The sequence below is a fragment of the Leifsonia sp. TF02-11 genome (assembly GCF_017565305.1).
In the GTDB taxonomy this organism is placed as follows: domain Bacteria; phylum Actinomycetota; class Actinomycetes; order Actinomycetales; family Microbacteriaceae; genus Leifsonia.
This window is the reverse complement of sequence record NZ_JAGEKP010000012.1, coordinates 1-14,252: the sequence shown is the minus strand read 5'-3', so window position 1 is coordinate 14,252 and position 14,252 is coordinate 1. Positions and strand designations below refer to the sequence as shown.

The 14,252-nt window shown below is 71.6% G+C and carries 14 protein-coding genes; 6 read left to right on the top strand and 8 right to left on the bottom strand.

Translation table 11 applies throughout. From position 1 onward, the window contains the following. The first annotated feature begins 25 nt into the window (after positions 1-25). Complete coding sequence (locus JNB50_RS15365) at positions 26-1,753, top strand: sodium:proton antiporter (RefSeq protein WP_208041063.1); 1,728 nt, start codon at positions 26-28, stop codon at positions 1,751-1,753. Here the strand turns inward: JNB50_RS15365 and JNB50_RS15360 are convergent. Further along, a complete protein-coding gene (locus JNB50_RS15360; RefSeq protein ID WP_208041062.1) occupies positions 1,739-2,896 on the bottom strand; it encodes a PqqD family peptide modification chaperone in 1,158 nt (385 codons plus the stop codon). The genes JNB50_RS15365 and JNB50_RS15360 overlap by 15 nt on opposite strands. Before the next feature lie 102 nt (positions 2,897-2,998). Between JNB50_RS15360 and JNB50_RS15355 the strand changes: the two genes are divergently transcribed. From JNB50_RS15355 to JNB50_RS15345, 3 genes are all read left to right on the top strand, one after another. Continuing rightward, positions 2,999-3,340 (top strand): DUF2200 domain-containing protein, encoded by a 342-nt coding sequence (locus tag JNB50_RS15355; protein WP_208041061.1) that lies wholly within the window; start codon positions 2,999-3,001, stop codon positions 3,338-3,340. Positions 3,341-3,408: 68 nt separating this feature from the next. Beyond that, the gene (locus tag JNB50_RS15350; RefSeq protein ID WP_208041060.1) at positions 3,409-3,855 is read left to right on the top strand and encodes a Fur family transcriptional regulator; all 447 of its coding nucleotides are present in this window, start codon (positions 3,409-3,411) and stop codon (positions 3,853-3,855) included. Between the two features lie 13 nt (positions 3,856-3,868). Then, the gene (locus JNB50_RS15345) at positions 3,869-5,362 is read left to right on the top strand and encodes a catalase (protein ID WP_208041059.1); all 1,494 of its coding nucleotides are present in this window, start codon (positions 3,869-3,871) and stop codon (positions 5,360-5,362) included. A gap of 114 nt (positions 5,363-5,476) precedes the next feature. On the opposite strand, the gene JNB50_RS15340 is transcribed toward JNB50_RS15345, so the two are convergent. Both JNB50_RS15340 and JNB50_RS15335 read right to left on the bottom strand, forming a co-directional pair. Beyond that, positions 5,477-6,346: a hypothetical protein gene (locus tag JNB50_RS15340; protein WP_208041058.1), complete on the bottom strand. Its 870-nt coding sequence runs from the start codon at positions 6,344-6,346 to the stop codon at positions 5,477-5,479. After that, complete coding sequence (locus JNB50_RS15335) at positions 6,343-7,038, bottom strand: PhzF family phenazine biosynthesis protein (RefSeq protein ID WP_208041057.1); 696 nt, start codon at positions 7,036-7,038, stop codon at positions 6,343-6,345. The genes JNB50_RS15340 and JNB50_RS15335 overlap by 4 nt, the downstream gene beginning before the upstream one ends. 35 nt (positions 7,039-7,073) lie before the next feature. Between JNB50_RS15335 and JNB50_RS15330 the strand changes: the two genes are divergently transcribed. Further along, entirely contained in the window at positions 7,074-7,352 is a 279-nt protein-coding gene (locus JNB50_RS15330; protein WP_243768536.1) for a three-helix bundle dimerization domain-containing protein, read from the top strand. Between the two features lie 18 nt (positions 7,353-7,370). Here the strand turns inward: JNB50_RS15330 and JNB50_RS15325 are convergent, their stop codons facing one another. The 5 genes from JNB50_RS15325 to gabT form a co-directional block, all read right to left on the bottom strand. Next, positions 7,371-7,832, bottom strand: a complete 462-nt coding sequence (locus JNB50_RS15325; RefSeq protein WP_208041056.1) for a phage tail protein — start codon at positions 7,830-7,832, stop codon at positions 7,371-7,373. A 68-nt stretch (positions 7,833-7,900) separates the two neighbouring features. Continuing rightward, positions 7,901-8,830, bottom strand: a complete 930-nt coding sequence (locus tag JNB50_RS15320; RefSeq protein WP_208041055.1) for a ZIP family metal transporter — start codon at positions 8,828-8,830, stop codon at positions 7,901-7,903. A 107-nt stretch (positions 8,831-8,937) separates the two neighbouring features. Further along, complete coding sequence (locus tag JNB50_RS15315; RefSeq protein ID WP_208041054.1) at positions 8,938-9,795, bottom strand: universal stress protein; 858 nt, start codon at positions 9,793-9,795, stop codon at positions 8,938-8,940. Positions 9,796-9,830: 35 nt separating this feature from the next. Beyond that, complete coding sequence (locus JNB50_RS15310; RefSeq protein ID WP_208041053.1) at positions 9,831-11,321, bottom strand: NAD-dependent succinate-semialdehyde dehydrogenase; 1,491 nt, start codon at positions 11,319-11,321, stop codon at positions 9,831-9,833. Then, the gene (gene gabT / locus JNB50_RS15305; RefSeq protein WP_208041052.1) at positions 11,318-12,679 is read right to left on the bottom strand and encodes a 4-aminobutyrate--2-oxoglutarate transaminase; all 1,362 of its coding nucleotides are present in this window, start codon (positions 12,677-12,679) and stop codon (positions 11,318-11,320) included. Before gabT ends, JNB50_RS15310 begins: the two co-directional genes overlap by 4 nt. Positions 12,680-12,772: 93 nt before the next feature. Between gabT and JNB50_RS15300 the strand changes: the two genes are divergently transcribed. After that, a complete protein-coding gene (locus tag JNB50_RS15300; protein ID WP_208041051.1) occupies positions 12,773-14,224 on the top strand; it encodes a PucR family transcriptional regulator in 1,452 nt (483 codons plus the stop codon). Positions 14,225-14,252 lie beyond the last annotated feature (28 nt).

Below are 14,252 nucleotides of genomic sequence, written 5' to 3'. Positions count from 1 at the left end.
CGCTCGCGTTCCCTAGGCTTGAGGGATGGAGCTCGGTGTCTATGCGGTGATCGCCGTCGCGGTGATCGTCGGTGTAGCCGCCTTCGCCCGCAAGCTCGGCGTCGCCGCGCCCATCATTCTCGTGATCGTCGGCGTCACGCTCTCCGGGCTGCCGGGGGTTCCGGAGATCGACGTCCCTCCGGAGATCATCCTCGACGGTCTGCTGCCCCCGATCCTGTATGCCGCTGCCATCAGCGTCCCGCTCACCGACTTCCGCAGGAACCTCGCGCCGATCGCCGGCCTCTCCGTGTTCCTGGTCGTGGTCACCGCGTTCGCCTCCGGCTTCGTGCTGTACACGATGCTGCCCGACCTCAACCTCGCCGCTGCGATCGCCCTCGGCGCCATCATCAGCCCGCCCGACGCGGTCGCGGCGACCTCCATCGGCCGCAAGCTCGGCCTCCCGCCGCGCCTGTTGACGGTGCTGGAGGGCGAGGGGCTCGTCAACGACGCCACCGCGCTGGTGCTGCTGCGCACGGCGCTCGCGGCGGCGGTCGGCGCCCTGGCGACGCCGATCGCGGGCGTGCTCGACTTCTTCTCGGCCGTCATCATCGCGCTGGTGATCGGACTCGTCGTCGGGTTCGTCTCGGTGTGGGTGCGCTCGAAGCTGAACGACCCGGTGCTCGACACCGCCCTGTCGGTCGTCGTCCCGTTCGCCGCGTTCGCGCCGACGGAGGCGCTGCACGGGTCGGGCGTCCTCGCGGTCGTCATCACCGGCCTCTACACCGGGCACGCGGCCCCACGGCAGTTCAGCGCCCAGGCCAGGATCAGCGACCAGATCAACTGGCGCACCATCCAGTTCCTGCTCGAGAACGGCGTCTTCCTGCTCATCGGCCTCGAACTGCGCACGCTCGTGGCCGACGTGGAGCACCCCGAGATCCTGAGCGTGTGGGACGCCGTCGGCATCGGCCTGATCGCGATGGCCTCCCTCGTCGTCATCCGCTTCGTGCTCATCGGCCCGCTGATCTTCTTCCTCCGAAGACGTGGCGAACGCGCAGAGAAGCACGTGCTGCGGGAATGGCTGATGATCAGCTATTTCCGTGACCATCCTGTGCGCTACCGCTGGCAGGCCCAGCGAAAACAACGCGCGGAGATGCGCTACACGCGGCACCGCAGCGACCTGGAGGAGTTCCGCCAGGAGGCGATCGACTGGAAGGGTGGCGTGGTGCTCGGCTGGTCCGGGATGCGCGGCGTCGTCACCCTCGCGGCCGCGCAGTCGTTGCCCGACAACATCCCCTACCGGCCCCAGCTCATCCTGATCGCGTTCACCGTCGCGTTCGTGAGCCTGGTGGTCCAGGGCGGAACCCTGCCGTGGCTGATCAAATTGCTGGGTTTGCAGGGCGTCGACGTGAAGGACGACCGGCGACTCCTCGCCCGGCTGCTCGACGACCTGAGCGAGGCGGGCCTCGCCGTACTCGACGACCCGGAGACCGCGGCGGGCACACCGACACCCGTCGACCCCGAGGTGGTCGAGCGGGTGCGCCAGACCACGTACCTGCGGGCGGAGGCGGCGTGGGAGCGCATCGTCCTCGACGACGCCCCTCCCGGGAGTCGCCCGCACCACGTCTACCGGACCCTCCGGCTCGCGGTGGTCGACGCCGAACGCGACCGCCTTCTGGAGGAACGTGCGCGCGGCGCGTACCCGTCTCGCATCCTCAGCGAGGCGCAGTCGATGCTCGATATCGAGGAGACGCGCCTGCGGTCACGATCGCGGTAGCGGCTCGCCTCGTCGCTCCACGTCGTTATCACCCAGGCTTTCGTCCGAGCCGAGGCGTCGGACGAGTCCGGCATCGGCGAGCTCGTCGAGCACGGCCTGGGTGGTGTTCCGGGCCGAGCCGTCGGGTGCCGGCCCGAAGGCGGCCTCGGCGCGGGCGACCAGGCCGTCGAGCGACGACGGGGTCTGCAGCTCCCCCCAGAGCACCGACCCGAGCGGCGAGAACCGGGAGACCTTGCCATCGGCCAGGACGATGACCTCACCTCCGACCTCGATCCAGTCGTCGACGTGCGCGCGCGTGTACGCTCCGGGCGCGATGGGGCGGGGAGCCACCGCCGGAGCGTCCGCGTCGCGGACCTTCGCGAGTGGAAGGTGCGCGGCAGGCCGTCGCAGCAGCTCCGACACCGGCTCGACCAGGTCGGCGGCGTGGTGATAGCGGATCACATGGACGCCGCCGGAGACGCGCACGAGGGCCTCGAGACGCCGCAGCGCTCCGGGGAGCGCCCCCAGGTAGCTGGTCTGCTCGACGATCCGACTGAGAGCCTCGTCCAGGCCCACGGTCGCGACCGCCGGGGTCACATACTCGTCGTGGCGATCGAGGAGCGCGAGGCGGGTGAGCCGGAGCGGCCGCCGCACCTCCGCCAGACCGAGGGCATCGGGCCCGACGATCCGCTTGAGGAGACTGTCCTGCTGTTTGAGTGCGAGCGGCTTGGGGAACGGATGCACGGCGCCGTCGATGTCAACGGCGACCGTCTCATCCGACACGTAGCCCAGCGCGGTTCCGAGCGACGATGCGGCCGTGGTCTTGCCCGCGCCGGAGGGGCCGATCAGTGCGATGACATCGCCCGTCGCCGGATCGGCCAAGCCGGCGGCGTGCAGCATGAGGAGGTCGTGCCGACGGCGTTCGATCGCCAGGAGGTTGATCGTCTGCCGCAGGGTGACGCTGACGTCGTCGACGTCCCGACCGACCACGTCGGCGTCGGAGGCGCCCTCTCCCACGTCGACCGAGATCGTCGTCGACGGCGCGGTCACGCCGGAGACCCGACGCCACTGGGCGCGCAGCCGGCGGAAGTCGGCTCGGGACATCCCGGCGGCCTCGACGCGCAGCCCGACTCCCAGCGCCTCGACATCGAACCCCTGCCTCATGGACCGCCTTCCCCCGTCGTCGTCGATATGTCTCATGAAAGAGTATGGGACAGACATGCGACACTCGGGCGCCGGGCATCGTGCGGGACTACCCTGGAGGGCATGCACAAGATCTTCGCGTCGAGCTTCGCGAGCATCTATCCGCTCTACGTCGCCAAGGTCGAGCGCAAGGGCCGCAGCGCCTCGGACGTCGACACGGTGGTGCGCTGGCTGACCGGCTACGACGAGCAGGGGCTCGCGGCGGCGATCTCGAGCGGCGTCGACCTCCAGACCTTCCTCGAGGAGGCTCCCCTGCCGAACCCGCGCGCCTCCCTCATCACCGGTGTCGTCTGCGGCGTGCGGGTGGAGGAGATCGAGGACCCGCTCATGCAGAAGCTGCGGTACATGGACAAGCTCGTCGACGAAGTGGCGCGGGGCAAGAAGCTGGAGTCCATCCTGCGCTGAGACCCTCGCCACGCCCGGGATGCCCGCGTGTTTTGAGTTAATCAAAACAGAACCGATAGCGTGGAGCCATGGACACGGCACTGCACTCGGACGCGCTCCGCACGTCCGGGCTCCGTGTCACGCAGGGGCGGCTCGCCGTTCTCCGCGTGCTCGGCGCGCACCCCCACGTGGATGCGGAGACGGTGTACCGAGCGGTGTTACCCGCACTGCCCGGCACCTCGATCCAGAACATCCACAATGTGCTCGGCGACCTCACGGCCGCCGGCCTCCTGCGCCGGATCGAGCCGGCGCACTCGCCGGCTCTCTACGAGCGCCGCGTCGGCGACAACCACCACCACGTCGTCTGCACGTCGTGCGGGGCGGTCGCGGACGTCGACTGCGTCGTGGGCCACGCCCCCTGCCTGCATCCCTCGGATGCCGGCGGATTCGTGGTCGACACGGCCGAGGTGACGTTCTGGGGTCTGTGCCCGTCCTGTCAGGAGCGCGCGGCGACAGCCCCGCCGCGCGCCGAATGAGGTTAGGAGAACCATGACGCAGAATCACACGACCACCCAGACCGGCACTCCGGTCGGCAGCGACGCGCACTCGCTGACGGCAGGGCAGGACGGCGTCACCGCACTGCACGACCGGTATCTCGTTGAGAAGCTCGCCCAGTTCAACCGCGAGCGGATCCCGGAGCGGATCGTGCACGCCAAGGGCGGCGGGGCGTTCGGCGAGTTCGTCGTCACCGGCGACGTGACCGCCTACACGAAGGCCGCCGTGTTCCAGCCTGGCGCCACCACCCGAACCGTGCAGCGGTTCTCGTCGGTCGCGGGCGAGCAGGGCTCCCCCGACACCTGGCGCGACGTGCGCGGGTTCTCGGTGAAGTTCTACACAACCGAGGGCAACTACGACATCGTCGGAAACAACACCCCGGTGTTCTTCATCCGCGACGGCATCAAGTTCCCCGACTTCATCCACTCGCAGAAGCGCCTGCCCGGCTCCGGCCTCCGCGACGCCGACATGCAGTGGGACTTCTGGACCCTGTCGCCCGAGTCGGCGCACCAGGTCACCTACCTGATGGGCGACCGCGGCCTGCCGCGCTCGTGGCGCACCATGCCCGGTTACGGATCGCACACCTACCAGTGGATCAACGCGGCAGGCGAGCGCTTCTGGGTCAAGTACCACTTCCACGCTCTCCAGGGCAACGAGGAGATGCACGGCGCCGAGGCCGAACGGATCGCAGGCGAGGACGCCGACTACTACCGCCGTGACCTCTACGAGGCCATCGAGCGCGGCGACTTCCCCGCCTGGAGGGTGAGTGTGCAGGTGATGCCGTACGAGGACGCGAAGACCTACCGCTTCAACCCGTTCGATCTCACCAAGGTCTGGCCGCACACCGACTACCCGCTGATCGAGGTCGGCGTGCACACCCTGAACGAGAACCCGGAGAACTTCTTCGCGCAGATCGAGCAGGCGGCGTTCTCACCGGCCAACACCGTTCCCGGCATCGACATCAGCCCGGACAAGATGCTGATGGCGCGCGTCTTCTCGTACCCCGACGCCCAGCGCTACCGCGTCGGCACCAACTACAACGAGCTCCCGGTCAACGCACCGATCGCGCCTGTCCACAACTACTCGCAGGACGGCGCCGCGCGGCACGGCTTCAAGCCGGCGACCGCGCCGGTGTACGCGCCGAACTCCTTCGGCGGACCGTCGGCCTCCGCCGCGGCGGCGGGCGAGGGCTCGTGGGAGTCGGACGGCGCGCTCGTGCGCGCTGCGGCGACCCTGCACGCGGAGGACGACGACTTCGGCCAGGCCGGAACCCTCTACCGCGAGGTCTTCGACGACGCGGCGCGCGAGCGCTTCCTGGACACGATCGCGGGCGCGGTCGGCGGAGTGACCCGGGAGGACATCCGCGAGCGCGCCATCCAGTACTGGACCAACGTGGACGCCGGACTCGGGGTGGCGCTGCGCCGGCGGCTGGAGGCCGGGGTCGCGGATGCCGACGAGGCGGCGGAGTACGTGGGGGTCGCCGAGTAGGCGACCCCGGCGCTGACGCGAACGGAGGAGATCCGGCCGGTACCGGCCGCGATCTCCTCCGTTCGCTGCGTTTCAGCGGTCTCGGCGGATGGATCTCCTCCGTTGCCGACGGAATCAGCGAGCGACACGGGCGAGCTCGCCCGACGCCAGCGCAGCCCAGACCGCGCCGTCGGCCGCGACGGCGAGGCCGCGCGGTCCCGAGCCGGCGGCCAGCTGCACCCGCTCGGTCGCACCGGAGGCCGCCACGCGGACGAGCGCATCGGCTCCCCACAGCGACGCCCAGACTCCCCCACGGTCGTCAGCGACCACCGCGTACGGGCCCGCACCCTCGTCGAGCGGCACGACGGCGACCGACCGATCGCGGTCGACCCGCGCCAGAGCGTCGACCGCGTGCAGCGCCGTCCACACGGAGCCGTCGTCGGCGACCGTCACGCCGAGCGGACCGGAGCCCAGGGGAAGCTCGACGAGCTCGATCGCTGCGTCCCCGCCGCGCACATGCCCCAGCGCGGGCCGGTGCCCCTGCAGCGAGAACCAGATGCTGTCGCCGGAGGCGGTGATCCCCGAGGGACCGCCTTCCGCGCCGACCGGGAATTCCTCGACGCGACCGAGGATGTCGATGCGGCCGAGCGCCGCGCCGAACTGCTCGGTGAACCACGTCGTGCCGTCGGGGAGGGTCACCACGTCGAGGGGCAGGGCATTCGCCGAAGGGACGGCAGTCTCGCCGACCACACGCGGACCGGGACCGAGATGCACCAGGCGGTCGCCCGCGCTGTCGACCACCCAGACCGTGTCCTCCGTCGCCGGGCTCACCCCGACCGGCTGCGCGCCCTCGCCCAGGTCGACGAGGTCGACTGTGCCGTCGGCGGCACGGCGCCCCACCCGGCCCGCGTCGCCGAAGCCGAACCAGACGGCGCCGTCATCGGTCGCCGCGATTCCGGTCAGACCGTCGCCGGGCCGACCGACCGCGAAGAGCTCGACGCTCACAGGGTGGCGTCGATGGTGCGGTCGTACACGACGGTCCCGCCGACCCGGATGAGGCCCTCGCCCAGCGGCTCGGTCACCAGTTCGGAGCCTTCGCCCTGGGTGATGCGCAGCGCACGGCCGAGTTTCGCGGTGATGGCGACAGCGGCGGCACCGGTCGCCTCGTCCTCCACGATGCCCATGGCCGGCGCGAACATGCGCGCGCGCAGGGTGCCGGCGGCCTCGTCGATCCACGCGTAGGCGTAGTGCTGCCCCTCGGTGAAGGAGAACGGGTCGAGCGCGTCGACGTCGGCAGGGGTGGCGAGCGGCAGCCAGGTGAAGGCCGGAGCCCACTCGGCGCGCGCGTCGATGGCGGCCTCGTCGGCGTCCAGATCGACCGAGACCGCGACGTCGCCCGCCTTCTCGGCGAGGGCGCCGACCGGGGTGCGCTCGTGCGCCAGCCACCACGCCGTCCCGACGCTCGGGTGCCCGGCGAAGGGGAGCTCGGCGGCCGGCGTGAAGATGCGGATGGTCGCGATGCCGCCGGACTCGTCCAGCGCGTCGATGAAGACCGTCTCGCTGAACCCCAGGGCCGCGGCGATGTCCTGCTCGCGTCCGGCGGTCGCGGGCGAGCTCGTCACGATCCCCAACTCGTTGCCGTTCGTGCCGCGCTGGTCGGTGAAGACGCGGACGACCACTACCTCGATCTCATCCATAGCTTCCACCCTGGCATGAGCACCATAATCTTGCCATGAGTGACGATGCACCTCCCACCTCGTTTCCGCCCCTCGAAGACGACGTCACCCTTGTCTCGCCGCCCGGCGAGAAGACCGACGAAGAAGTCGCCATCGGCCACGCCGTCGACCGGTTGGCGGAGCGATTCCCGAAGGTGCCCCGAGACCGCATCGTGGAGCTCGTGCACCAGCGCCACCTGGAGTACACCGGCGCCCCCGTGCGCGACTTCATTCCGGTGCTCATCGAGCACGACGTCAAGCGCGAGCTGGCCGCGGAGATCGCCCCTGGGGCGTGAGACCCGGCCGGCCAGGCCTCAGTACTCGCCTTTGATGACGAAATAGGAGCCGCGGATCGTTCCGGCGAGCTTCGACTTCTGGCGCGCGAACTTGAACGCCGAGAGCTCCTCCGGCACCTCCATGCCCTCCGACAGCTTGAAGCCGACCGCGCGCTTGCCCGCGTCTTCGATCGTGTACATGACGTTGATCGACAGGCCCGACTCGTAGAACACGTAGGCCATGCGGATGCCGTCGACCTCGAACGACGTGACCTCGAGCGCAGGCGAGGCGATCACGATGTCGCGCTCGTCCTTCAGGATGCGGGCGACCCAGTCGAGCGCCTCCTGCTCCTCGGCCGCTGGAGCCGTCGCGAAGTCGTGGTCGTACTTGTTCTTGAAGTACCGCGACTCGTTCGCGCGCAGCCCCGCGAGGGCGGGTGCGACGGGGCTCGACTCGAGGCCCTCGGTGGAGACGTTCACGAAATCGACGACCTGGCGCATGGCTGCCCTTCCTCTCGGCTGCGGGACAACCCTACTGAATCACCTCGGCGTCGCGGAGGGGGTCGTGCTCACGCGCCGCCCGCCGTGACGATCGCGTCGGTGGCGAACCCGGCGACGAGACCCGCGAAGATGCACCAGGCGACGAGCGTCTTCATCCCGGAGCGACGCGCGACGGCGAGCAGCTCGATGACGACGTACAGGATCGAGCCCGCGGCCAAGCCGAGGAAGGCGATCGAGACGATGTCACTGCTGAACGCCTGGCCGATGATCGTACCGAGGAACGTCGGGCCGCCGCCGATCACGCCGAGCAGCGCGAGATAGCCCCACGACGGCCGCGTGCCGCCCAGCGGCGCGACGATCCCGAAACCTTCCGTGGCGTTGTGGAGCCCGAACCCGATGATCAGGAGCACAGCGAACGCGAGCTCGCCCTGTGCTGCGGCGGTGCCGATCGCGAGGCCCTCCGCGAAGTTGTGGAGGCCGATCCCGATCGCGATCGTGAGCGCGAGCCGGCGGGCTCCCGCCAGAGACTCGGCCTCGGTGGCCGCCACGATGGCGACGCCCGTGGTGGTGGCGGTGCCGCCGATTCTGGAACCTGACGTTCCGCCGACCGGACCGGCCGGCGTCGGATGCGACCCGTGCCCATGGCGCGCACCCTCCAGGCCCGCCGGCGGCCGGATCGGCGACGCCAGCGCCAGCGCGCGCCGCTTCATGTACCGGTCGACGTACGTCAGGCTCAGGAGGCCGACGCCGATGCAGGCGGCCATCAGCAGTCCCTGCCCGAGCGCCGGGCCGAGCCGGTGCGACGAGAGCGCCTTGTCGACGGGCTCCCAGGCCTGGGACAGCACGTCCCAGAGCAGGAAGAGCAGGATGCCGGTCGCAAGCGCGTTCAGGGCCGTCTTGAGGCCGACGGAGTTGGAGCGGATCCGGCCGACGGGGAGGCCGAGGAAGATCGTGAGACCGGCGACGGCGCCGAGCGCGGCGACACCCAAGGGGGACATGCGGATTCCTTCGTGCGGGGAGCGTCCGCTTCGACGGGCTGAGCGGATTCGTTTGTAAGGTAAGCCTTTCCTTACTAAGAATCAACTAAGAAAAGTCGCAGAAAGCGTCACTCCGGCCGCGGCACCACGATCATCGGCACCGGCAGCTCGCGCAGCATCGCCGCCGCCGTCGAGCCGAGGAACAGCCGGGAGGGCTGCGCCAGCCGGCTCGAACCGACCACGACGACCTCCCCCGGCTGCCAGTCCAGACGCGAGATCGCATCCTGGATGGTGTCGCCCTTCGCCACGACCGCCGTCGCGACGACGCCGGTGGCCGCGCTGGCCTCCTCCAGCACCGTGGCCGCGTGGTGCTCCCCCACGTTCTGCTTCGGCGCCTGCGCGTCGCCGGGGAGGTCGAGCGCGAGCAGCGACACCAGCCGCAGCGGGACGCCCGCCGCGGCCGAGAGCCGCTCACCCGTGGCGAGCACGGCCTCCGCCCCCGCCCGCGTGCCGACCATGCTGGTCACCCGGGTGAGCCGCGGTGCGTGCTCGCGCCAGCCCTCCGGAGCGAGCAGCACGGGGATCGGCGAGGCGTGCAGCAGCGCGCCCGCGACCGAACCGACCGTGAACCGGCCGAGCAGGCCGCCACGGGCGGCGCCGACCACGATCAGCGTCGAGCCGAGCTCCTCGGCGGAGGCGAGCAGGCCCTCCGCGAGCGAGTCGCCGAAGACGACCCGCCCGCTGAAGGCGACCGACGACGGCACGCGGGTGCGTGCGTCCGCCAGCCAGCCCTCTGCGGTGTCGCGCAGGAGTGCGTCGTAGGCGGGGTCGTTCGGCACATTGCCGCGCCGGGAGGTGTCCGGCATCACCAGGACCACATCGAGGTCGGCTCCGAAGGAGCCGGCCAGCGCGGCGCCGGCGGCGAGGGCGTCCTCGCCGGCCGGGGTCGCCGTGTATCCCACGAGGATGCGCTGAGTGGTGGTCATGGTCTCTTCTTTCGGGTTCGGCGTTGCGGGATGGATCAGGCGGGGATCAGCGTGTACTTCGTGCTCAGGTACTCGTGGATGCCCTCGAGGCCGCCCTCGCGTCCCAGGCCCGACTGCTTCACGCCGCCGAACGGGGCGGCCGCGTTGGAGACGAGCCCGGTGTTGAGGCCCATCATCCCGGTGTCGACCCGGTCGATCATGCGCTGACCGCGGGCGAGGTCCTGCGTGAACACGTAGCCGACCAGACCGTACTCGGTCTCGTTGGCGCGCGCTACGGCTTCGTCCTCCGTCGCGAAGGTCGTGATCGCCAGCACGGGGCCGAAGATCTCCTCGCGGAGGATCTCGGAGCCGGGCTGAACGTCCACGATCACGGTCGGCTCGTAGAAGAAGCCGTCGCGCTCGGGAGCCTTGCCTCCGGTCAGGACGCGGGCGCCGCGCTCGACGGCGTCGCCGACGAGCGCCTGCATGGTCGCGACCGCGCGGTCGTCGATCAGCGGGCCGATGGTGACGCCGTCCTCGGAGCCGGGGCCGACGCGCAGCGCAGCGACCTTCGCCGCCACGCGCCGCGAGAACTCGTCGGCGACCGACTCGTGCACGATGAACCGGTTGGCGGCGGTGCAGGCCTGGCCGATGTTGCGGTACTTCGCGAGCATCGCACCCTCCACCGCCTTGTCCAGGTCGGCGTCCTCGAACACGATGAACGGCGCGTTGCCGCCGAGCTCCATGGAGGTGCGCAGCACGTTCTGGGCTGCCTGCGCGAGCAGGGCGCGGCCCACCGGGGTGGACCCGGTGAACGACAGCTTGCGGAGGCGCGGGTCGGCGATGATCGGGGCGGAGACCGCGCCGGAGGTGTTCGTCTGCACGACGTTCACGACTCCGGCCGGCACGCCGGCGTCGGCGAGCAGCTGCGCGAAGAACAGCGTGGTCAGCGGGGTCAGCTCGGCCGGCTTGACGACGACCGTGCAGCCCGCGGCCAGGGCCGGCGCGATCTTGCGCGTCGCCATCGCCAGCGGGAAGTTCCACGGCGTGATGAAGAAGCACGGGCCGACGGGACGCTGCGAGACGACCATCGTCCCCGTGCCCTCCGGGTTCTGCCCGTAGCGACCGGAGATGCGCACGGCTTCCTCGGAGAACCAGCGCAAGAACTCGCCGCCGTAGGTGACCTCGCCGTTGGCCTCGGCCAGCGGCTTGCCCATCTCCAACGTCATCAGCAGCGCGAAGTCGTCACGGCGCTCCTGGAGGAGGTCGAACGCCCTGCGCAGGATCTCGGCACGGGTGCGCGGCGGGGTCGCCGCCCAGGCCTCCTGTGCCGCGACCGCGGCGTCGAGGGCGCGGATGCCGTCCTCGGGCGTCGCGTTGGCGATGCGCTTGATGACGCGGCCGGTGGCCGGGTCCTGCACCTGGATCTGCGGGCGGGTGCCCTCCTCCCAGGCGCCGCCGATGAACAGGCCGCTGGGAACGCGGGAGAGCAGGTCCGCCTCGCGGGCGGTCAGCTCGGCGGTCGTGGTGGTGTCGACGGCGCTCATGCGTTGGCCACCGCCTCCGCGACGACGTCGAGCCCCTCGATGAGGAGGTGGTCCGGGATGCTCAGCGGCGGCAGGAAACGGATCACGTTGCCGAAGGTGCCGCAGGTCAGCAGCACGACGCCGGCGGCGTGTGCGGCGGAGGCGACCTTCGAGGTGAGGGCGGCGTCCGGCTCCCCGGTCTCCGGGTCCACGAGCTCGATGGCGACCATCGCGCCCTTGCCGCGCACCTCGGCGACGCGCGGGTCGGCGGCGCGGAGGGCGCCCAGCTTCTCGAAGAGGATCTCGCCGATGGCACGGGCGCGCGCGGCGAGGTCCTCCTGCTCGTAGGTCTCGATCGCGGCGAGCGCGGCGACGCAGGCGAGCGGGTTGCCGCCGTAGGTGCCGCCGAGGCCGCCGACCTGCGGGGCGTCCATGATCTCGGCGCGGCCGGTGACGGCCGACAGCGGGAGGCCGCCGGCGATGCCCTTCGCGGTGACGATCAGGTCGGGGACGATGCCGAACTGCTCGGACGCGAACATGGTGCCGGTGCGGGCGAAGCCGGTCTGCACCTCGTCGGCGATGAACACGACGCCGTTCTCGTTCGCCCACTCCTGAAGAGCGGGGAGGAAGCCGTCGGCCGGGACGATGAAGCCGCCCTCGCCCTGGATCGGCTCGATGATGACCGCGGCCAGGTTGCCGGCGCCGATCTGCTTCTCGATCATCGTGATGGCGCGCTTGGCCGCCTCGGCACCGGACAGGCCGCCGTCGCGCAGCGGGTAGCTGAGCGGCGCACGGTAGATCTCGGGCGCGAACGGACCGAAGCCGTTCTTGTACGGCTGGTTCTTGGCGGTGAGGCCCATGGTGAGGTTGGTGCGGCCGTGGTACGCGTGGTCGAACGCGACGACGGCCTGCTTGCCGGTGTAGTGGCGGGCGATCTTGACCGCGTTCTCCACGGCCTCCGCACCCGAGTTGAAGAGGGCGCTGCGCTTGACGAAGTCGCCGGGGGTGAGCCGGTTGAGCGCCTCGGCGACGTCGACGTAGGAGTCGTAGGGCGCGACGGTGAAGCAGGTGTGCGTGAACGCGGCGACCTGCTGCGTGACGGCCTCGACGATGCGCGGGGCGGCGTTGCCCACACCGGTCACGGCGATGCCGGAGCCGAAGTCGATGAGCGAGTTGCCGTCGACGTCGACGAGCACACCCCCGCCCGCTGCGACGGTGTAGACCGGGATGGTCGCGCCGACACCGGCGGCGACGGCCTGCGCCTTGCGCTCGGCGCGCTTGCGCGACTCCGGTCCGGGGATGGGGGTGACGAGCCGGCGCTCCTGCGGGAGCGAGGGGCCGCCGACGAGGGCTGCGGAGGCGGGAGAAACGATGGTCATGGCGGCATCGTAAGGAGCGGGGCGTGACCAGCGCCTGGACGGACCGTACAATTTCAGAAACTGGATTCGACACCCTGGCAGATGGAGTGCCCGATGCCCGCGACCCTCGCCCAGCTCCTCGCGCGACCGGAGCTCGGCCTGCGCCTGCTCACCCCGGCCGACGTCGGCGACCTCGACGCCCCGCTGTCGTGGGCGCACAGCTCCGACCTCCCCGACCCCACGCCGTTCCTGTCGCCCGGCCAGGTGCTGCTGGTCACCGGCACGCCCGACGACGTCGACCCGTACGTGACGCGGCTCGTGTCGCACGGGATCGCCGGCCTCGGCTTCGGCACCGAGGTTGTGCGGGCCACCCCCGCCCCCCTGATCGACGCCTGCGCCCGGCTCGGCCTCCCCCTCTTCGAAGTGCCGTACCGCACACCGTTCATCGCCGTCGCCCGCTTCGTCGCCGACCGGGTGGCGGCCGACGCCTACGCCCGCAACACCTGGGCGCTGCGCGCCTCCCGCGCGATCTCGCTCGCCGCGCTGCGGCCCGACGCGCTCGGCGCCGTGCTCGGCGAGCTCGCGCGCCAGATCGAGCGACCCGTCGCGCTGTTCGGGGCGGACGGGGCGCTCGACCGCATCGCGCCCTCGGGAGCCCTCGACGCTGCGGCGCGCACGGCGCTGACGGAGGCCGCCGAGCCGCTGCTGCGCAGCCGACGGCGAGCGGCGGGGACCGCGAGCACGGACGACGGCCCGTTCGCCCTGCAGACTCTCGGCGCGGCCGGACGCCTGCGCGGCGTGCTCGCCGTCGGGTCGGAGGGGCTGGACCAGGCCGCACAGCAGGTCGTGACCGGCGTCGTCGCGCTCGCGGGCCTGGCGCTCGAGCAGAGCCGCGCCACCGACGCCGCGCGGGCCAGGCTCCGCACGGCCGTCTGGCGCGCGCTCCTCGCCGGCGAGCGGGCGCTCGCGGAGACGATCGCCGAGCCGGTGCTCGGCGCGCTGCCGGACGGCCCGGTGCGCGTGACGGTGCTGCGCGGCACCGCGGGCGCCGCCGCCGCGGACTGGCTGGAGGCCGACGGCGACGGCTTCTTCGCCCGCGACGGCCAGGAGCTCGTGGTCGTCGGCGCCGCCCCGGAGACGGTCGCCCGGCTCGCCGCGCGCTTCGAGCTGCGCGGCGGCTCGTCCGCTCCCGTCGCGCTCGACGCCCTGGCCGCAGGGGTGACCCAGGCCGGTGTCGCCGCGCGACGGTCGACACCGGACGAGCCGGTGCCGTCGTTCGACGACGTGGCGGCGGCGGGGATGCTCGCCCTCCTGCACACCCCCGACGCCCGGGCCGTCGCGGCGACCGCTCTCGCCCCGCTGGCGGAGGCCGACCCCGCGCTGCCGGGAGTCCTGCGCACCTGGCTCGACGCCGACGGCGTGTACGACGTGGCCGCCCGCCAGCTCGGCATGCACCGGCACACGCTGCGCGCGCGCGTCGCGGACGCCGAGCGGCTGCTGGGCAGCGACCTCGGCGGCTTCGCCGCGCGCGCCGACCTCTACGCGGCGCTGCGCGCCGTCGAGTAGGCGCGCGCCCCGCCCCGCCTCGCCCCCC

Excerpts from the sequence above, each read along its gene's own strand:
- JNB50_RS15300 (WP_208041051.1), top strand. The coding sequence starts at position 12,773 with ATGCCCGCGACCCTCGCCCAGCTCCTCGCGCGACCGGAGCTCGGCCTG.
- JNB50_RS15355 (WP_208041061.1), top strand. The coding sequence starts at position 2,999 with ATGCACAAGATCTTCGCGTCGAGCTTCGCGAGCATCTATCCGCTCTAC.
- JNB50_RS15325 (WP_208041056.1), bottom strand. The coding sequence starts at position 7,832 with ATGCGCCAGGTCGTCGATTTCGTGAACGTCTCCACCGAGGGCCTCGAG.
- JNB50_RS15350 (WP_208041060.1), top strand. The coding sequence starts at position 3,409 with ATGGACACGGCACTGCACTCGGACGCGCTCCGCACGTCCGGGCTCCGT.
- JNB50_RS15365 (WP_208041063.1), top strand. The coding sequence starts at position 26 with ATGGAGCTCGGTGTCTATGCGGTGATCGCCGTCGCGGTGATCGTCGGT.
- JNB50_RS15360 (WP_208041062.1), bottom strand. The coding sequence starts at position 2,896 with ATGAGGCAGGGGTTCGATGTCGAGGCGCTGGGAGTCGGGCTGCGCGTC.
- JNB50_RS15330 (WP_243768536.1), top strand. The coding sequence starts at position 7,074 with ATGAGTGACGATGCACCTCCCACCTCGTTTCCGCCCCTCGAAGACGAC.
- JNB50_RS15315 (WP_208041054.1), bottom strand. The coding sequence starts at position 9,795 with ATGACCACCACTCAGCGCATCCTCGTGGGATACACGGCGACCCCGGCC.
- JNB50_RS15320 (WP_208041055.1), bottom strand. The coding sequence starts at position 8,830 with ATGTCCCCCTTGGGTGTCGCCGCGCTCGGCGCCGTCGCCGGTCTCACG.
- JNB50_RS15310 (WP_208041053.1), bottom strand. The coding sequence starts at position 11,321 with ATGAGCGCCGTCGACACCACCACGACCGCCGAGCTGACCGCCCGCGAG.
- JNB50_RS15345 (WP_208041059.1), top strand. The coding sequence starts at position 3,869 with ATGACGCAGAATCACACGACCACCCAGACCGGCACTCCGGTCGGCAGC.
- gabT (WP_208041052.1), bottom strand. The coding sequence starts at position 12,679 with ATGACCATCGTTTCTCCCGCCTCCGCAGCCCTCGTCGGCGGCCCCTCG.
- JNB50_RS15335 (WP_208041057.1), bottom strand. The coding sequence starts at position 7,038 with ATGGATGAGATCGAGGTAGTGGTCGTCCGCGTCTTCACCGACCAGCGC.